Here is a 19486-nt window from a genome sequence, read left to right as displayed (position 1 = left end):
TTTGCAATCGGGAGCGGAGTGGAAGAACGTGACGACATCCCCCTTGGATATCCCGGTCAAGACAGCTGACGGACGCCAAACAACGCTTGCCGAGTTTCGCGGGCGCGTGATGCTGGTCGTCAACGTCGCCTCGAAATGTGGCTTGACGGTGCAATACGAAGGACTTGAAAAGCTTTTTGAGGCCAAGCGCGACGAAGGCCTTGTCGTCCTTGCCTTTCCGGCCAACGATTTCATGGGACAGGAGCCGGGAACGGAAGCCGAGATCGTCGAGTTCTGCACCAGCACCTACGATGTGCAGTTTCCCATCTTCGCAAAGATCTCGGTCAAGGGGGAGGCGATCCACCCGCTTTACCGCAGCCTGACCGCCACGGCACCCGATGCGATCGGCGAGGGACCGATGCGCGACCGGCTCAAGGGCTACGGTGTCGTGCCCGACAATGCCGCAGATGTGCTGTGGAACTTCGAAAAATTCCTGATCGGCCGCGATGGGAATGTCGCCGCGCGTTTTTCACCGGATGTCACAGCCGATGACGGACGCCTGGTTTCCGCGATCGAAAGAGAGCTCGCGCGTTGACCGTCACGTCTGCGTCGCAATGATCGAGTGCTCGACACTCAAGCTCGGCGGGGCCATGCATCCTATTCGCGTTGGCCCACTGCCGTCTCGCGCCGGAAGGCACTCGGGCTCTTCGACGTCCATTTGCGGAAGGCGCGATGAAAGGCGCTGGGCTCCGAATAGCCGAGCTGCGCGGCGATCTCTCCGACACTGTTCGCGCCATGCAGCAGCATCTCGACGGCGAGGTCACGTCGGATCTCGTCCTTGATGCCGGCATAGCTTTGGCCTTCGCTGTGCAGACGGTGGCGAAGCGTCGATGGCGACATGCGCATCTGCGCTGCAAGATCGCCGAAGCCAGCCCAGGCAGCCGGCGTCGTCTGACGCAACCGCTTGCGCACGTTGGCGGACAGGCCGGCGTCGTATCGGTAGCGCACAAGAATATTGGCCGGGGCGCCGCGCAGAAACTGCTTCAGAGCCTGCTCCGTTCGCACGATCGGCAGCTTGAGCACCGTGCGATCGAAGGCAAGGCGGCTGACAGCTTGCGAAAACTGCACCGGCGCGCCAAAGAACAGACGGTAATCTGCCCCCTGCGGCGGCTCGGCACAGCGGAAATCCACCCTGCGGATCGGAATACGCCGGCCGACCAGCCAGCAGGTGATGCCGTGTAGCAGGATCCAGTAAGTCCGGTAGGCGAAGGCAGAGCGGGCCTCGCCATTGTCGGTCAGCACGATCTCGGCAAGTCCGTCGCGTATGACGAGTTCGCCGTTCGGATCCTCCAAAATGACATTAAGAAAGCGCAAGGCACGACGAAGCGCCTGTTCCAGGGTTTCGGCGTGCAGGATGCAATGACAAAGCAGCGTGAAACTGCCGCGCCGCATCGGCCGACCGCCCATGCCGAAGAATTCGTCGTCCACTTCGGCGGCAACGGCCAGCCAGAGGGCGCCATAGGTTTCGGCCGAAATCGGATTGTTGACAGTTGCCGGCAGACCCAGCGAAGCGAGCAGCGGCGCAGTCGGCTTGCCCTGCCGCCGCAGGCAGTCGAGTGCTTCCGCAACGAAGGAAGGCGCGATCATCCGTCGGTCTGCATCAGCCATCGATCATTCTCCAACATGGCAAAAGTGGCCGAAAAAGGAAGGACAGTTCAGTCATCGCTTGCAATACAGCGTCAGCGTAGAGTTCGGCAAGATACGATCGCTGCAAAGCTGGTATCATTGATGAAATGTGGCTTGGGAGGGCTGCGTGATGAATCGCAAATCAAAACTCGCATGCCTTCTGAACGGAAGGGCCGTATCATGCTGATCCCGGGCAAGGTCTTTGTGGTCACCGGCGCGGGCTCTGGCCTGGGCGCCGCTGTCGCGCGCCTGCTGGTCGAGGCGGGAGCATGCGTTATTGTCGCCGACATCAACGCTGAAGCAGGCGGACAGGTTGCCGCCGAACTCGGAGAGAGCGCCCGTTTCGTCCGCACCGACGTCACCAGCGAAGCGGACGGGCTTGCCGCGGTCAACGCGGCGATCGGGGCCTTCGGCCATTTGCATGGCCTGGTGAACTGCGCCGGCATTGCGCCCGGGGAAAAGGTTCTGGGCCGCGACGGCCCGCACCGGCTTGAAAATTTCGCCCGCGCGGTCGGCATCAATCTGGTCGGTACCTTCAACATGATCCGCCTGGCCGCATCGCTCATCCAGAACGAGGAGCCGGACAGCGAAGGCGAGCGGGGCGTCATCGTCAACACTGCGTCGGTGGCTGCTTTCGACGGACAGATCGGCCAGGCCGCCTATGCGGCGTCTAAAGGCGGCGTGGTCGGCATGACCCTGCCGATCGCCCGCGAACTCGCACGCTACGGCATCCGCGTCGTTTCCATCGCGCCCGGCATCTTCGAGACCCCGATGATGGCGGGCATGCCGCCCGAGACCCAGGAAGCCCTCGGCAGGAGCGTGCCGTTTCCGCCGCGACTGGGACGGCCGGCTGAATTCGCCGCACTGGTGCGCCATATCTGTGAGAACAGCATGCTGAACGGCGAGGTGATCCGTCTCGACGGCGCCCTGCGCATGGGGCCGCGTTGAGACCGGTTCGGGAGGTTGAAATGACATTGCATGATCCCATCGTCATCGTCGGTTCCGCCCGCACCGCCATGGGCGGATTTCAGGGCGACCTGCAGGGCGCCACCGCGCCCGAACTCGGGGCGGCAGCCATCCGCGCCGCGCTGGCGCGAAGCGGCGTGGCACCTGAACTGGTCGAGGAAGTCGTGTTCGGCTGTGTCCTGCCGGCAGGGCAGGGGCAGGCACCGGCGCGGCAGGCCGCCATCGGCGCAGGCCTTCCGTTCGCAACGGGTGCCAGCACCGTCAACAAGATGTGCGGCTCCGGCATGAAAGCGGTGATGCTGGCCCATGATCTGATTCTGGCCGGCAGCGCCAATGTCGCCGTCGCCGGCGGCATGGAAAGCATGAGCAATGCGCCCTATCTGCTGGATCGTGCCCGCAGCGGTTATCGGCTCGGCCATGGCCGCGTCATCGACCACATGTTCCTCGACGGGCTGGAGGATGCCTATGACAAGGGACGTCTGATGGGAACATTCGCAGAGGATTGCGCCGAGGCCTACCAGTTCACGCGGCCCGCGCAGGACGACTTTGCCGTGACGTCGCTCACCCGCGCACAGAAGGCCATCCGTGACGGTCTGTTCGACGCCGAGATCACGCCAGTGACCGTGAAGACGGGAAAGACCGAACAGGTCATCAGCCGTGACGAGCAGCCGGGCAAGGCGCGGCTGGAAAAGATCCCGACCCTGAAACCCGCCTTCCGTGAAAACGGCACGGTGACAGCAGCCAATGCCAGCTCGATTTCGGATGGCGCGGCGGCGCTGGTGCTGATGCGCCGCTCCGAGGCGGACCGGCGGGGCCTGACGCCGCTTGCCACCATCACCGGCCATTCCACCCATGCGCAGGCACCCAATCTCTTTGCGACGGCCCCGATCGGTGCACTGAAAAAGCTCAGCGAACGCACGGGATGGGATTTGAACGATGTCGACCTGTTCGAGATCAACGAGGCTTTCGCCGTCGTCGCCATGGCGGCGATGCGCGATCTCGACCTGCCGCATGACAAGGTGAACGTGCATGGCGGTGCCTGCGCGCTCGGTCATCCCATTGGCGCGTCCGGCGCCCGCGTCATCGTCACCCTGCTGGCGGCACTCGAACGCTACGATCTGAAGCGCGGCATGGCCTCGCTGTGCATCGGCGGCGGCGAGGCGACGGCCATCGCAGTCGAGCGGCATTGAACGGGCAGGGGAGGAGACCCACACATGATCCTGTCTGAACAACAGATCCAGATCCGCGACATGGCCCGCGATTTCGCCCGCGAGCGACTTATGCCGGGTGCTGCCGAACGCGACGTGTCGCACGCATTTCCGAAAGACGAACTGAAGGAAATGGGCGAGCTCGGCTTTCTCGGCATGCTGGTGCCGGAGGCCTATGGCGGCTCTGAAACAGGCACCGTCGCCTATGCCGTGGCGCTCGAGGAAATCGCCGCCGGTGACGGGCCATGTTCGACCATCATGAGCGTGCACAGTTCGGTCGGCTGCGTGCCGATCCTGAAATTCGGCACCGAGGAGCAGAAGCAACGCTTCCTGCCGAAGCTCGCTTCCGGCGAATGGATTGGCGGCTTTGCCTTGACCGAGCCACAGGCCGGTTCGGATGCGTCGAACCTCCGCACCCGTGCCCGCCGCGACGGCGACCACTATGTACTAGACGGTGCCAAGCAGTTCATCACATCCGGCAAGAACGGCAATGTCATCATTGTCTTCGCCGTGACCGATCCAGACGCCGGCAAGAAGGGCATCACCGCCTTCATCGTGCCGACAGATACGCCGGGCTACGAGGTGGTGCGCGTCGAGCACAAGCTCGGCCTGCATTCCTCCGACACCTGCCAGATCGCCTTTACCGATATGCGCATTCCGGCCGACCTGCGCCTGGGCGCGGATGGCGAGGGCTACAGGATCGCGCTCGCCAATCTCGAAGGTGGCCGCATCGGCATCGCGTCGCAGTCCGTTGGCATGGCCCGCTCGGCCTTCGAGGCGGCGCGCGACTATGCCCGTGAGCGCATCGCCTTCGGCAAGCCGATCATCGAGCATCAGGCCATCGCCTTCCGTCTTGCCGACATGGCGACCCAGATTGAGGTGGCCCGGCAGATGGTGCTGCACGCCGCCGAACTGAAGGAGGCCGGCCAGCCCTGCCTGACGGAAGCCTCCATGGCCAAGCTGTTCGCCTCCGAGATGGCAGAGAAGGTCTGTTCGGACGCGATCCAGATCCATGGTGGCTACGGATATATGTCGGACTACCCCGTCGAGCGCATCTACCGCGATGTCCGCATCTGCCAGATCTACGAGGGAACAAGCGACGTGCAACGTATCGTCATTGCACGTAGTCTATAAGAAAATGAACCCTACTTCCGGGAGGAGACTGGAAGACAGGGGTAACAATGGGAGGAAGAACGAGGCATGACCGAGTTCCCGCAATTGAGCCTTCATGTTCCGGAACCGGCCGTCCGGCCCGGCGGCATGCCGGATTTCTCCAACGTCAATATTGCAAAGGCCGGCTCGGTGCCGCGCCCGGAGGTCGATGCGGCATCGGAAGATATCCGCGATCTCGCCTATTCGATCATTCGCGTGCTGAACCGCGACGGCGAAGCGGTCGGCCCGTGGGCCGGACTGCTGTCGGACGAGGAGTTGCTGACCGGCCTCAAGCACATGATGAAGCTGCGCGCCTTCGACGCCCGCATGCTGATGGCGCAGCGGCAGGGCAAGACATCCTTCTACATGCAGCATCTGGGCGAGGAGGCCGTCAGCTGCGCCTTCCGCAAGGCGCTGAAGAAAGGCGACATGAACTTCCCGACCTATCGCCAGGCGGGCCTCTTGATCGCCGACGATTATCCGATGGTCGAGATGATGAACCAGATCTTCTCGAACGAGATGGACCCGCTGCGCGGCCGCCAACTGCCGATCATGTATTCGTCCAAGGAGCATGGCTTCTTCACCATCTCCGGCAATCTCGCCACCCAATATGTCCAGGCTGTCGGCTGGGCCATGGCGTCCGCTATCAAGAACGACACGAAGATCGCCGCCGCCTGGATCGGCGACGGCTCGACGGCCGAATCCGATTTCCATTCGGCACTGGTCTTCGCCTCGACCTACAAGGCGCCGGTCATTCTCAATATCGTCAACAATCAGTGGGCCATTTCCACCTTCCAGGGCATTGCCCGCGGCGGTTCCGGCACGTTTGCCGCCCGGGGCCTCGGCTTCGGCATCCCGGCCCTGCGGGTCGATGGCAACGACTATCTCGCCGTCTATGCCGTCTCCCACTGGGCGGCCGAGCGCGCCCGGCGCAATCTCGGCCCGACGCTGATCGAATACGTCACCTACCGCGTCGGCGCGCATTCCACTTCCGACGATCCGAGCGCCTATCGCCCGAAAACGGAATCGGAAGCCTGGCCGCTCGGTGATCCCGTCCTGCGCCTGAAGAAGCACCTGATCGTGAAAGGTGTCTGGTCCGAGGAGCGGCACGTACAGTCCGAAGCCGAAATCCTCGACGAGGTGATCCAGGCGCAGAAGCAGGCGGAAGTGCACGGCACGCTGCATGCCGGCGGAAAACCGTCGGTGCGCGATATCTTCGAAGGCGTCTATGCCGAGATGCCGCCCCATATTCGCCGCCAGCGGCAGAAGGCAGGATACTGACATGGCCAGAATGACGATGATCGAGGCCGTGCGCAGCGCCATGGACGTGTCGATGGAGCGCGACGACGACGTGGTGGTCTTCGGCGAAGATGTCGGCTATTTCGGCGGCGTCTTCCGCTGCACCCAGGGGCTTCAGGCGAAATACGGCAAGACCCGCTGCTTCGATGCGCCGATCAGCGAGAGCGGCATCGTCGGCACGGCGATCGGCATGGCCGCCTATGGCCTGAAGCCCTGCGTCGAGATCCAATTCGCCGACTACATGTACCCGGCCTATGACCAGATCACCCAGGAAGCCGCCCGCATCCGCTACCGCTCCAACGGCGATTTCACCTGCCCGATCGTACTGCGCATGCCGACCGGCGGCGGTATCTTTGGCGGGCAGACACACAGCCAGAGCCCGGAAGCGCTGTTTACCCATGTCTGCGGCCTGAAAGTCGTCGTTCCGTCGAACCCCTACGACGCCAAGGGCCTGCTGATCGCCTCGATCGAAGACCCGGACCCGGTAATGTTCCTCGAGCCGAAGCGCCTCTATAACGGCCCCTTCGACGGCCATCATGAAAAGCCGGTGACGCCGTGGTCCAGGCATGAACTGGGCGAGGTACCGGAAGGCCACTACAGCATCCCGATCGGCAAGGCCGAAATCCGCCGGCAGGGTTCTGCTGTGACCGTGATTGCCTACGGCACCATGGTTCATGTCGCGCTGGCGGCGGTCGAGGAAATGGGCGTCGATGCGGAGGTTATCGACCTGCGCAGCCTGCTGCCGCTCGATCTCGACACGATCGTGCAATCCGTCACCAAGACCGGCCGCTGTGTCGTCGTGCACGAGGCGACCCTGACCTCGGGTTACGGCGCCGAACTCGCAGCACTCGTGCAGGAACATTGCTTCTATCATCTGGAAGCGCCCATCGTTCGAGTCACGGGCTGGGATACGCCTTATCCACACGCCCAGGAATGGGATTATTTCCCCGGTCCCGCCCGCGTCGGACGCGCGCTTGCCGAAGTCATGGAGGCGTGATCATGGGTGAATTCGTCATCAAGATGCCGGATGTCGGCGAAGGCGTGGCGGAGGCCGAACTCGTCGAATGGCACTGCAAGGTCGGCGATCCCGTCCGCGAGGACATGGTGCTTGCAGCCGTCATGACCGACAAGGCGACGGTGGAAATCCCGTCACCGGTTACCGGTACCGTTTTGTGGCTCGGCGCCGAGATCGGCGATACCGTTGCGGTCAAGGCGCCGCTGGTGCGCATTCAGGTCGCGGGCGAGGGCGGTGAGGCGGAGGCGGTTCCGATGGCGGAAACGGTGACGATCGCTCCCTCTTCTCCCCAGCGGGGAGAAGATGCCCGAAGGGCGGATGAGGGGGACTCTCCGCCCCCTCTTGGTCAGTCATTCACCTCATCCGACTCTGCGGGCCACCTTCTCCCCGCTGGGGAGAAGGGAAGCCGTGCCGCACTCGACACGCTCGCCAAGCCGCTTGCCTCGCCCGCTGTCCGGCTTCGCGCCCAGGAAGGCGGCATCGACCTGCGCCAGGTGCCGGGCACCGGGCCTGCCGGTCGGATCACCCATGACGACATCGACCAGTTCCTTACCCGTGGCGTCCAACCACAACCGGCGGCGACCGGCCTTGCCCGAAAAACCACCGTCGAGGAGATCAAGGTCACCGGCCTGCGCCGCCGCATCTCGGAAAAAATGGTGCTGGCGACGTCGCGCATTCCCCACATCACCTATGTCGAGGAAATCGACGTCACCGATCTGGAAGACCTGCGCGCGACCATGAACGCCAGCCGCAAGCCGGACCAGACCAAGCTGACGATCCTGCCGTTCCTGATGCGGGCTCTGGTGAAGACCGTTGGCGAGCAGCCGGGCGTCAACGCCACCTTCGACGACGACGCCGGCATCATCAGCCGCCACGGTGCCGTTCATATCGGCATCGCCACCCAGACCCCTGCGGGCCTCACCGTCCCGGTCGTGCGTCATGCGGAAGCACGCGGTGTCTGGGATTGTGCGACCGAAGTGGTACGGCTGGCGGAAGCCGCCCGCACGGGGTCGGCGCTGCGTGAGGAGCTTTCGGGCTCGACCATCACCATCACTTCGCTTGGCGCGATGGGCGGCATCGCCACCACGCCGATCATCAACCACCCGGAAGTGGCGATCGTCGGCGTCAACAAGATCATGACCCGGCCGGTCTGGGACGGCAGCCAGTTCATTCCGCGCAAGATGATGAACCTGTCGTCCAGCTTCGATCACCGCGTCGTGGACGGATGGGATGCCGCGACCTTCGTCCAGCGGATCAAGGCCCTGCTCGAAACCCCCGCGCTGATTTTCATCGAAAGCTGATGCCCATGAAAGAGATCGTCTGCAAACTTCTCGTCATCGGCGCCGGACCCGGTGGCTATATCTGCGCCATCCGCGCCGGACAGCTCGGGGTCGATACCGTCATCGTCGAAGCCGTCAAGGCCGGTGGCACCTGCCTCAATATCGGCTGCATTCCGTCCAAGGCGCTGATCCATGCGGCCGAGGAATTCGAGAAGATCAACCATATGGCAAATGCCAAAAGCCCGCTCGGCATCTCGGTCGAGGCGCCAAAGCTCGACCTCGCAAAAACCGTCGCCTGGAAGGACGGCATCGTCGGCCGCCTGAACAGCGGCGTGCTGGGCCTGTTGCGCAAGGCCAAGGTCAAGATCGTCCATGGGAGAGCAAGGTTCCGCGATGGCAAGACCGTCGAGGTCGAGACGGAAACCGGAACGCAGGTCATCCGCGCCGAAACGGTGGTGATCGCGACCGGCTCGGAGCCGGTGGAGCTGCCGTTTCTGCCCTTCGGCGGGCCGGTCATCTCCTCGACGGAAGCGCTGTCGCTAAAGACGGTGCCGCAGAAGCTGGTTGTTGTCGGCGGCGGTTATATCGGCCTGGAACTCGGCACCGCGTTTGCCAAGTTGGGCGCGCAAGTCACAGTGGTTGAAGCGACCCAGCAGATTCTGCCACAGTATGATGCGGAACTGGTGCGGCCCGTCGCCAAGCGGCTCGGAGAACTCGGCATCCGCGTCCTGACCGGCGCCAAGGCCAAGGGGCTGTCGGATGAAGGCGTTGCGCTCCTGATCGAAACCGCCGAAGGCGAGGAGCAGCGGCTTCCAGCCGACAAGATCCTCGTGACGGTCGGCCGCAAGCCACGCACCGAGGGATGGGGGCTGGACGAGCTGGACCTCGACCGCGCCGGCAAATTCCTGCGCATCGACGACCGCTGCCGGACCTCGATGCGCGGCGTCCATGCCATCGGCGATATCACCGGCGAGCCGATGCTGGCCCATCGTGCCATGGCACAGGGCGAGATGGTCGCCGAGATTGTCGCCGGCAAGAAACGGACATGGGACAAGCGCTGCATTCCGGCCGTCTGCTTCACCGACCCGGAAATCGTCACGGCCGGGCTCTCCCCGGACGAGGCGCGCGCGCAGGGGTACGAGATCCGTGTCGGGCTGTTTCCGTTCAATGCCAACGGCCGCGCCATGACGATGCTCTCGGAAGACGGCTTCGTCCGCATCGTGGCGCGTGCGGACAGCAATCTCGTTCTCGGCGTGCAGGCCGTCGGCACCGGCGTTTCCGAGCTGTCGAGCGCCTTTGCGCTGGCCATCGAAATGGGCGCCCGTCTGGAAGACATCGCCGCGACGATCCATGCGCACCCGACACGCAGCGAAGGCTTCCAGGAAGCCGCCTTGAAAGCCCTCGGCCATGCCCTCCACATCTGAACCCAAGCAGGCAGAAGCAGAAACGCTGGTCGACCGCCACGGCGCGCTTGGCCGCATCCGGCTCAACCGGCCGAAGGCGCTGAATAGCCTGACGCTGCGGATGGTGCGCGATATCGAGGCAGCGCTGGACGATTTCGAGCGGGATCCGGCCATCGCAGCCGTGCTTGTCACGGGGGAGGGCGAGCGCGGCCTGTGCGCCGGCGGCGATATCCGTGCGATTTATGACGGTGGAAAAACCGGGTCCGATCTGCCGGAAACCTTCTGGCGTGAGGAATACCGGCTCAACGCCCGCATCGGACGCTATCCAAAACCCTATGTCGTCGTCATGGATGGCATCGTCATGGGCGGCGGTGTCGGTATATCCGTCTATGGCAGCCACCGGATCGTCACCGAACGCACCCGTTTCGCCATGCCGGAAACCGGCATCGGCTTTTTCCCGGATGTCGGCGCATCCTGGTTCCTGACGCGCCAGGCCAATGAACTCGGCACCTATGTTGGACTGACCGGCGAACCGCTTGGAGCTGCCGATGCCATTCTCGTCGGTCTAGCCGACATTTTTGTCCGGTCCGAACGGCTTGCGGAATTGACCGAGGCTTTGGCATCGCTGCCAGTGGGAAGTTCACGCGAGGCAATGTCAGCCGTGATCGCAGGCTTTTGGGAAATGCCGCCAGCCGGCGTTCTGGGGTCACACCGACCGGCCATCGATCGCCTTTTTGCCTTCGATACCATCGACGATATTCTCACAGCCCTGCATGCGGATGGCAGCCCTTTCGCCGAAAAGCTTCTCGCCGTTCTCTCGACCAAATCGCCGCTCAGCCTCAACGTGACGCTCCGGCTGCTGCGGCTTGGCCGCAAAACCGGGAGGCTGGAAGATTGTCTGGAACGGGAATTCGCGGCCACGGCCGCTGTCCTGCGCAGCCACGATTTCTACGAGGGCGTGCGCGCCGCCGTGATCGACAAGGACCGCAATCCGCAATGGCGGCCGGCGCGGCTCGCAGACGTCACCGCAACGGATGTCGATGCCTATTTCCAGCCATCCGCCCATCCGCTCTTTGCGGATAAGACCAAGGAAGGATCACCAACATGACGATCGGCTTTATCGGTCTCGGTCACATGGGCGGCCCGATGGCTGCCAATCTCGTCAAGGCAGGTAACACTGTCAAAGGTTTCGACCTCTCACAGCCCTTGCTGGATGAAGCGCGCGGCAAGGGTGTGACCGCCTGCGCGTCGCTCGCCGAAGCGGTCGCGGGTGTCGACACCGTCATCACCATGCTTCCCGCCGGCAAACACGTGCTGTCGGTCTGGCAGGAACTGCTCGCGACGGTCCCGTCGGGCACGCTCCTGATCGACTGCTCGACCATCGACATTGACAGCGCCCGCAAGGCGCATGAGATGGCCGCCGGAAAAGGCTGCCCCTCGCTCGATGCGCCGGTATCCGGCGGCGCCGGTGGCGCGGCAGCGGGAACGCTGACCTTCATGATCGGTGGCGAACAGGACGTCTTCTCGAAAGCCCAGCCAGTGTTCGAGGCGATGGGCAAGAAGATCATCCATTGCGGCGGAGCAGCGGCAGGGCAGGCGGCGAAGATCTGCAACAACATGATCCTCGGCATCAGCATGATCGCTGTCGGCGAGGCCTTCGTACTCGGCGAAAAGCTCGGCCTCTCGCATCAGGCGCTATTCGACGTGGCGTCGGTCTCGTCCGGACAATGCTGGTCGCTCACCACCTATTGCCCCGTGCCAGGCCCGGTTCCCACATCCCCGGCCAACAACGACTACAAGCCAGGCTTTGCCGGCGCGCTGATGTTGAAGGACCTGAAGCTGTCACAGGAGGCAGCACAATCCGCCGGCGCCACCACGCCGCTTGGCGCCAAGGCCGCTGAACTCTACGCACTGTTCAACGAACTCGGAAACGCAGACAAGGATTTTTCCGGCATCATCGACATGCTACGGCAGAAATCCGGCGGCACTGCCAAGCCCTGAAACGCCCGCTAGAGGATCACGCCCATGGAAAAACCGATCATCATCGAGCAGCAGGACCGGGTCGTCATCGTCACGCTGAATCGCCCTGCCGCCCGCAATGCGCTCAATTCCGAGATCATGAACGCGCTGGCAACGGACCTTGCACCGCTCGACCGCGACCCGGGTGTCGGCTGCTTTGTGCTGAAGGGCTCGGACAAGGCGTTCGCCGCCGGGGCCGATATCAAGGAGATGGCCGACAAGTCGTTCGCTGATATGTTCGGCGAGGACTTCTTTGCCGCCTGGGACCGGTTCGCATCGTTCCGCACGCCGAAGATCGCCGCCGTCTCGGGCTATGCGCTCGGCGGCGGCTGCGAACTGGCGATGATGTGCGACATGATCTTTGCCGCCGACACCGCCATGTTCGGCCAGCCGGAGATCAAGCTCGGCGTCATCCCCGGCATGGGCGGCTCGCAGCGGCTGACGAAGCTGGTCGGCAAGGCGAAGGCGATGGACATGATCCTGACCGGACGGATGATGGACGCGACGGAGGCCGAACGCTGCGGCCTCGTCGCCCGCGTCCTGCCGGCGGATACATTGATGGACGAGACGCTTGCCGCCGCCCGCACGATCGCCGGCTACGGCAAGGCCGCCACCATGGCCGCCCGCGAGGCGGTCGATCGCGCGCTGGAAGGCGGTTTGCGCGAAGGCATCCTGTTCGAACGCCGGATCTTTCACGCCCTGTTCGCCACCGCCGACCAGAAGGAAGGCATGGCCGCCTTCATCGAAAAGCGGCCGCCGCAATTCCAAGGCAAATAGGCGAGGGGGACTGTGACACTCGGCAGGGATAGCGCGTGTCACGACTTGCCCAGGACCACCGTCTCACCGTCATGAGGAATCAGCAGCCGCGAGGGCGCGATGCCTCTCGCTTGTGCCGCCTTGCGCAAATCCAGCCGGCTGACCGTGGCGTGATCGAGCGCCTCCATGTGGGTGGCAATGACGATGGTGTTCTGCGAGGCTTCGCACACCGCAATTGTTTGCTCGGCGTCCATGACGATCAGGTCGCCATCCCAGCGTGCGCCACAGGAATGGGTGACGATGATGTCGGGTTTGGTCTCCCGGATCACCTCCGCCACCGGCGGATAAAGCACAGTGTCGCCGGCCCAGTAGAGGGAAGGCTCACCCGCCGCCTCAAGGCTGAAGCCCATGACCGAGCCCATCAGTTCGACCACGGCCCCAAGGCCGTGGCTGCCTTCGCGGCGTGTCAGCGTCAGCCCTTCCCAGGTCGCTCTTCCGGCCAACGGGGTCACGTCGGCGAACCCGGCCTCGCGAATCGTTGCCTCATCGCCCGGCTGACAGAAAAGCGGCAAATGTTTCGGCACCCGCTCCATCGCGACGCTGTCGAAATGATCGTCGTGCAGATGCGAAACGATCACCAGTTCCACGCCGTCAAGGATGTCTTCGATATCGACGGGCAATTCGACCATCGGATTGAGCGAACGACCGGTGAAGGACTCCAGACTGTGCTTCGGCGCGAAATAGGGATCGATGAGCACGATGCGCCCGGCATAGTCGAGCTTCAACGTGGCATTGCGGAACAACTGAAGTTTCATGCGGTTTCCTGACGAAGCGTTGGCGAATGTGTTTCGACACCCATCGTCGCGACCGCTGCAACAAAATCAAGTCCCGAAAGCATGTTGCGGCGATCACGATGATTTCAGGAGATTGTCGCACTTGAAAATGGAATCTGCCCCAGCTAGACGTAACACATATCGCATAACCTAATTTATGGAACTTGGACGTTGGTTGACTTCATTATGCAGGGGAAAATTTGCCAGTATTTTCCACGCACAATTAGTTCTTCACGCCGTTCGGTTCGGATTTGAAAGCTGGGTCAGGCGCCGAGCGTACGAGGTATTGAGGCGACCGGTGGCCTCGCCCCTCATTCGCCGATTATTTTTTGTTCTGCCGATTGGCGATCAAATCATCCACCACGGCCGGATCAGCCAACGTCGACGTGTCGCCCAGGGCGCCGAAATCGTCCTCGGCGATCTTGCGCAGGATGCGGCGCATGATCTTGCCGGAGCGGGTCTTGGGTAGGCCAGGCGCGAACTGGATCTTGTCTGGCGAGGCGATCGGGCCGATCTCGGTGCGCACGTGGCCGACCAGCGTCTTGCGCAACTCGTCGGAGCCTTGCACACCAGCCATCAGAGTGACGTAGCAATAGATGCCCTGGCCCTTGATGTCGTGCGGATAGCCGACCACCGCCGCTTCGGACACGTCGTGATGCGAGACCAACGCTGATTCGACTTCCGCCGTGCCGAGCCGGTGACCTGAAACATTGAGCACGTCATCGACGCGGCCGGTGATCCAGTAATAGCCGTCCTCGTCGCGGCGGCAGCCGTCGCCGGTGAAATACTTGCCTTTGTAGGTGGCGAAATAGGTCTGGATGAAACGCTCGTGGTCGCCATGGATCGTGCGCATCTGGCCGGGCCATGAATCGGTGATGCAGAGATTACCGTCCGTCGCACCCTCGAGCACCCTGCCCTCACCATCGACGAGTTCTGGTTTGACGCCGAAGAACGGCCGCGTCGCCGAACCGGCCTTCAGATCGGTGGCGCCGGGCAGCGGCGTGATCATGATGCCGCCGGTCTCGGTCTGCCACCAAGTATCGACAATAGGGCAGCGGTCGTCACCGACCACGTGATAATACCATTCCCAAGCCTCGGGATTGATCGGCTCGCCGACCGAACCGAGCAGGCGAGGCGATGAGCGCGACGAACGCTTGACGAAATCGTCGCCGGCGCCCATCAGCGCGCGGATCGCCGTCGGCGCGGTGTAGAAGATGTTGACCTTGTGCTTGTCGACGACCTCCCAGAACCGGCCCTGATCGGGATAATTCGGCACGCCTTCGAACATCAGCGTCGTGGCGCCATTAGCGAGCGGGCCATAGACGATGTAGCTGTGGCCCGTGACCCAGCCCACATCGGCCGTGCACCAGTAGATATCGCCCTCGTGATAATCAAAGACATATTGATGGGTCATCGAGGCATAGACGAGATAGCCGCCGGTCGTATGCAGCACGCCTTTGGGCCTGCCGGTGGAACCTGACGTATAAAGGATGAAGAGCGGATCCTCGGCGTTCATCGGCTCGGGCGCGCAGTCGGCACTCACTTTGGCGCATTCTTCGTGATACCAGAGGTCACGGCCCGGCGCCCAGCCGGTGGGATTGCCGGTGCGGCGCACGACGATCACGTCCTTGACCATAATATGGCCACGCGCCGCGATATCGATCGCCTTGTCGACATTGTTCTTGAGCGGAATGGGCTTGCCGCCGCGCAGGCCTTCGTCGGCGGTGATTACGAAGGTCGACTCGCAATCAACGATGCGGCCGCCAAGGGCGTCGGGTGAAAAGCCGCCGAACACCACGGAGTGGACAGCGCCGATACGGGCGCAGGCCAGCATCGCATAGGCCGCCTCGGGAATCATCGGCATGTAGACGGTGACACGATCACCTTTCTTGACGCCCCGCGCCTTCATTACATTGGCGAGGCGGCAGACCTGCTCGTGCACTTCGCGATAGGTGATCTTCTTGCTGAGAGACGGATCGTCGCCTTCCCAGATAATCGCTACCTGGTCGGCATGTGTCGCAAGGTGCCGGTCGACGCAGTTATAGGAGACATTGGTCTCGCCATCCTCGAACCATTTGATCGAGACATCGCCCTCGAAGGATGTGTTCTTGATCTTGGTAAAGGGCTTGGACCAATCGATCCGCTTGCCGTGCTCGCCCCAGAAGCGCTCCGGGTTTTCAATGCTCTCACGATACCAGTTCTGGTAGGTTTCGTTGTCAATCAGCGCTCGATTATTTGCGGGTTTCAGGACCGGATAGATCTTCGCGAACATGGGCACCTCCTTGTCATTGCTTTGTCCCGATCGACCCGAATTGGATCACCGGCTCAGTTTCTAGAAAATCTTAGGATGCTCTATCGACAGAAGGTCCACGCTCGACACGGTCGTGGTGCTGATCGTCCTATTATTGCTATACGTAATATGCAGCCGCCGACCAAGTGGAGGCTTGGGAGTTCTCACAACTTGGCCGGCGACAGAGGGTGCTCAGACGCACCGGATCATGACATGTCGGACTGAAGTGTAATCTTCCAAGGCATAGACAGACATGTCCTTGCCGTAGCCGGATTGCTTAACACCCCCATGAGGCATTTCTGTCGTCAGCATGAAATGGGTGTTGATCCAAGTGCAGCCATACTGCAGCCGTGAAGCGGCCGTCATGGCTTTGGATATATCCCGAGTCCAGACTGATGATGCCAATCCGTAGTCACTGTCGTTGGCCCAGTTCACTGCCTCATCATCGCTTGTGAATCGAGTGACCGAAACGACTGGACCGAAGATCTCGCGCTGCACCACCTCATCGTCCTGAATTGCGCCAGCAATGACGGTAGGCTGATAGAAAAAACCTTTCTCGCTACCAAGCGAACCGCCGGTTGTGATTTCGATGTGCTTTTGCTCCTCAGCACGACTTACAAAACCGGCAACGCGATCGCGTTGGCGAGCCGAAATCAATGGCCCCATCTCGTTAGTGGCGTCATCGGGATCGTTGTAACGGATTGTGGAAACAGCCGAGGTCAAATCTGCTACAAACTTTTCGTATACGCCCGCCTGAGCGTAGATTCGGCATGCGGCTGTGCAATCCTGCCCTGCATTGTAGTAGCCGAAGGTGCGAATGCCCTCAACCACGGCTTCCAGATCTGCATCGTCGTAGATGATGAGGGGGGCCTTGCCTCCAAGTTCCAGGTGAGTCCGCTTAACCGTCGTCGCGGCGGCCTGCATCACTTTCTTACCAGTTGTTATATCACCAGTTATCGACAACATCGCGATACCCGCATGATTGATGATTGCATTCCCGACAGTTTCACCGCGACCGTGAACGACATTGACAACGCCTGCGGGAAGAATTTCCGCTAGGAGCCCCGCCATCTTTAACGCAGTAAGCGGAGTTTGCTCGGAGGGCTTGAACACCACCGTGTTGCCTCCAGCGATTGCGGGTGCCAACTTCCACGCCATCATCATCAACGGGTAATTCCATGGCGCAATTGATCCGATCACGCCAACCGCATCGCGGCGGATCATTGATGTATACCCTTGCAGATACTCCCCGGCGACAGGGGCATGCATTGTTCGCACGGCGCCGGCGAAAAAGCGCCAACAATCGATAATCGCCGGCAATTCGTCATTTCGGACAGCGGTGATTGGCTTACCGCAATTCAGTGCCTCAAGCGTGGCAAAATCGTCAGCATGTCGTTCTATCGCGTCTGCAACCCGCAACAAATAACTTGCGCGTTCCGAGGGCGTAGTGCGCGACCAGCTACCGAATGCCTTTTGCGCTGCAGTCACAGCTGCATTGACTTGGCGTTCGGAGGCTTCAGCAAGCTCAATAATCTTCAGGCCGGTTTTCGGGTTAATGACCTCCCCTTCAAACTCGGTACCAAGCTCGAAGCTTGATCCAATCAGCAATTGTGCGTCCATGGTTCTCTCCATCGGTGGGCATAATTTCGCGTAGCCTCGTCACTGCTGTGCCGGGCCGCGCTTTTTCGATTCAGGTCAGAAATTCCACAAAAACAGTGTCTTGGCTCAAGGGCTTTCGATGGCCATGGGAAGCAGGAAACTAGGCCACCGAAGACACTTCCATGAGCTAAGCCGATCGTGGTTAGAGCATCGCAAATGAAAACCTGGGGGTGTCCCTCAGAAGTCTCTGTGTTTCACTCGCCACCGGTGTACGCAAGACGTCTTCAACTTTGCCAAACTCGACAATGCTCCCGTTCTGCATCACTGCGACGTGCTGCGCGATGTTACTCGCAACCGCGAGGTTGTGCGTAACGAAAAGCATTGCAAGGTCATGATCCCGCTGAAGCTGCTCAAGTAATTCAACAACTACGGCTTGTACCGACACATCCAGTGCCGACGTTACCTCGTCGCAGATTAACAGTTTCGGCTTGACGATAAGAGCACGGGCGATTGCCACTCGCTGCCGTTGCCCGCCGGAAAGTTGCTGCGGGTAGCGATCGGCAAATCCGGACGGCAAAGACACTTCGTCCAATGCCGCGAGAACCCGTTTGCGCGTCTCGACCACGGACATCGGTTCAAATTGTTCAACCGCCATCGCGACTGACTGACCGATCGTCTTCCTCGGGTTCAGGGATGCGTAGGGGTTCTGAAAAATGTACTGGATTCGCTGGCGAGCGCTGGCTGAACGTTGAGAAGCGTGAGGCGCTACGACTTCCCCGTCGAAGATAATTCGGCCACTCTGATTTCCATGGAGACCAGCTAGACAGCGCGCCGTAGTGGTCTTACCCGATCCCGACTCTCCCACCAAGGCAACACAGCTGCCGCGGTGAATTGTAAAAGATAGGCCTTTTAGTATCCGCGAGGCACCATGGAACGCTTCGAGGTTCGAAACCTCCAGAGCGACCTGCCGATCGGAAAATGCTTCGACTTGGATCGACCGAACGGAAGGCTCGACCTTTCTGATTTCTCCGGCCCTTATGCAATTGACGTAATGCCCCCCGTTCAACTCTTTGGTAGGCGGGGTCAAGGTCCTGCACCGCTGCTCGGCGCTCTCACATCGCGGCGCGAACGCGCATCCGATGGTGCGACGAGTCGGTTCAGGCGCGCTACCGGGAATGCCGCTGACAGCGGAATCTCTGTCAAGATCAGGAACAGCATGAATGAGGGCGCGGGTATAGGGATGCGCTGGGTTAGAAAGGAGCTGGGAAGCGCTACCATGCTCTACGATTTGCCCCGAATACATGACCGCGATACGATCGCAAAGGGCTCCAACAACTGCAAGATCGTGGCTTACGTAAATCGCCGCGACCGAATGCTCGCGACAGAGGCCGCGAATGGTATCCAAGACGTGGGATTGGGTCGTGACGTCGAGACCTGTTGTCGGCTCGTCCATCACGATCACCCGTGGCCGGTTAGCGAAGGCCATAGCGATACCGACACGTTGCTGTTGGCCGCCGGACAGTTGGTGGGGATAGGCCCTTAAAAATCCACTCGACTCAGGCAATTTCACAAGACGCAACAGTTCCATTAGCATCTGCTCGGTGACCGAGCTCCTGTGATCAAAGCACTCCGCCAGTTGTGTCCCAATGCGCAGGATTGGATTAAGGGCGGTACCTGGATCCTGCGGTATTAATGACACCAAGCGACCTCGGACCTTCTGTCGCTGCCGGGGACTTAACGACAGAACGTCTTGCCCATCAATAATGATAGACCCTCCGCTGATAGCCAACCCTTTCCGACAGTATCCCAGGGCTGACAAACCAACGGTAGTCTTTCCTGAGCCGGACTCACCGACTAGCCCGAGGATTTCCCCTGGGGCGAGGGAAAATGAAACCGACTTAACGATATCAACATTGGTTCTCGCGATCGAGACGCGCAGGTCTCTCACTTCAAGCGCCAAATTCGGAACAGGCTGCGCATTCGCATTGTTCTGGATCATAA

Annotated in this window: 15 protein-coding genes and 2 pseudogenes; 12 read left to right on the top strand and 5 right to left on the bottom strand. The window is 61.4% G+C overall.

The window, feature by feature from the left end:
• The first annotated feature begins 28 nt into the window (after positions 1-28).
• A complete protein-coding gene (locus tag J2Z75_RS16775) occupies positions 29-574 on the top strand; it encodes a glutathione peroxidase (RefSeq protein WP_209853925.1) in 546 nt (181 codons plus the stop codon).
• 62 nt (positions 575-636) lie between these two features.
• Here the strand turns inward: J2Z75_RS16775 and J2Z75_RS16770 are convergent, their stop codons facing one another.
• Positions 637-1647 (bottom strand): AraC family transcriptional regulator, encoded by a 1011-nt coding sequence (locus tag J2Z75_RS16770; protein ID WP_209853924.1) that lies wholly within the window; start codon positions 1645-1647, stop codon positions 637-639.
• Positions 1648-1845: 198 nt separating this feature from the next.
• On the opposite strand from J2Z75_RS16770, the gene J2Z75_RS16765 reads away from it, so the two are divergent.
• From J2Z75_RS16765 to J2Z75_RS16720, 11 genes and pseudogenes are all read left to right on the top strand, one after another.
• The gene (locus J2Z75_RS16765; protein ID WP_209854294.1) at positions 1846-2613 is read left to right on the top strand and encodes a 3-hydroxyacyl-CoA dehydrogenase; all 768 of its coding nucleotides are present in this window, start codon (positions 1846-1848) and stop codon (positions 2611-2613) included.
• A 20-nt stretch (positions 2614-2633) separates the two neighbouring features.
• Positions 2634-3821 carry an acetyl-CoA C-acyltransferase gene (locus tag J2Z75_RS16760; RefSeq protein ID WP_209853923.1) on the top strand — a complete coding sequence of 396 codons (1188 nt, stop codon included), beginning with the start codon at positions 2634-2636 and terminating at the stop codon, positions 3819-3821.
• A 24-nt stretch (positions 3822-3845) separates the two neighbouring features.
• Positions 3846-4973 (top strand): acyl-CoA dehydrogenase family protein, encoded by a 1128-nt coding sequence (locus tag J2Z75_RS16755; protein WP_209853922.1) that lies wholly within the window; start codon positions 3846-3848, stop codon positions 4971-4973.
• A gap of 66 nt (positions 4974-5039) precedes the next feature.
• Positions 5040-6272, top strand: a complete 1233-nt coding sequence (locus J2Z75_RS16750) for a thiamine pyrophosphate-dependent enzyme (protein ID WP_209853921.1) — start codon at positions 5040-5042, stop codon at positions 6270-6272.
• A gap of 1 nt (position 6273) precedes the next feature.
• Positions 6274-7287, top strand: coding sequence for an alpha-ketoacid dehydrogenase subunit beta (locus tag J2Z75_RS16745; protein WP_209853920.1), 1014 nt, complete (start codon positions 6274-6276; stop codon positions 7285-7287).
• A gap of 2 nt (positions 7288-7289) precedes the next feature.
• Positions 7290-7578, top strand: a pseudogene (locus J2Z75_RS29690) (biotin/lipoyl-containing protein); the annotation flags it as partial.
• A gap of 134 nt (positions 7579-7712) precedes the next feature.
• Positions 7713-8606 (top strand): annotated as a pseudogene (locus tag J2Z75_RS16740) (dihydrolipoamide acetyltransferase family protein); the annotation flags it as partial.
• Between the two features lie 5 nt (positions 8607-8611).
• Positions 8612-10009, top strand: coding sequence for a dihydrolipoyl dehydrogenase (gene lpdA / locus J2Z75_RS16735; RefSeq protein ID WP_209854293.1), 1398 nt, complete (start codon positions 8612-8614; stop codon positions 10007-10009).
• Positions 9993-11096, top strand: coding sequence for an enoyl-CoA hydratase/isomerase family protein (locus tag J2Z75_RS16730; protein ID WP_209853918.1), 1104 nt, complete (start codon positions 9993-9995; stop codon positions 11094-11096). Before lpdA ends, J2Z75_RS16730 begins: the two co-directional genes overlap by 17 nt.
• On the top strand, positions 11093-11989 hold the full coding sequence (gene mmsB, locus J2Z75_RS16725; RefSeq protein WP_209853917.1) for a 3-hydroxyisobutyrate dehydrogenase: 897 nt from the start codon (positions 11093-11095) through the stop codon (positions 11987-11989). Before J2Z75_RS16730 ends, mmsB begins: the two co-directional genes overlap by 4 nt.
• Positions 11990-12013: 24 nt before the next feature.
• Complete coding sequence (locus tag J2Z75_RS16720; RefSeq protein ID WP_209853916.1) at positions 12014-12784, top strand: enoyl-CoA hydratase; 771 nt, start codon at positions 12014-12016, stop codon at positions 12782-12784.
• 38 nt (positions 12785-12822) lie between these two features.
• Here J2Z75_RS16720 and J2Z75_RS16715 read toward each other — a convergent pair whose 3' ends face one another.
• The 4 genes from J2Z75_RS16715 to J2Z75_RS16700 form a co-directional block, all read right to left on the bottom strand.
• Positions 12823-13578, bottom strand: coding sequence for an MBL fold metallo-hydrolase (locus tag J2Z75_RS16715; protein ID WP_209853915.1), 756 nt, complete (start codon positions 13576-13578; stop codon positions 12823-12825).
• A gap of 340 nt (positions 13579-13918) precedes the next feature.
• Positions 13919-15868, bottom strand: coding sequence for an acetate--CoA ligase (gene acs / locus J2Z75_RS16710; protein WP_209853914.1), 1950 nt, complete (start codon positions 15866-15868; stop codon positions 13919-13921).
• A 210-nt stretch (positions 15869-16078) separates the two neighbouring features.
• Positions 16079-17506 carry a gamma-aminobutyraldehyde dehydrogenase gene (locus J2Z75_RS16705; RefSeq protein WP_209853913.1) on the bottom strand — a complete coding sequence of 476 codons (1428 nt, stop codon included), beginning with the start codon at positions 17504-17506 and terminating at the stop codon, positions 16079-16081.
• 181 nt (positions 17507-17687) lie between these two features.
• Positions 17688-19484, bottom strand: coding sequence for a dipeptide ABC transporter ATP-binding protein (locus J2Z75_RS16700; RefSeq protein ID WP_209853912.1), 1797 nt, complete (start codon positions 19482-19484; stop codon positions 17688-17690).
• Positions 19485-19486: the final 2 nt, after the last annotated feature.

Origin of the sequence: Rhizobium herbae, assembly GCF_017873135.1 — a bacterium.
GTDB classification, from domain to species: domain Bacteria; phylum Pseudomonadota; class Alphaproteobacteria; order Rhizobiales; family Rhizobiaceae; genus Pararhizobium; species Pararhizobium herbae.
This window is presented reverse-complemented; position numbering and strand designations above follow the sequence as displayed.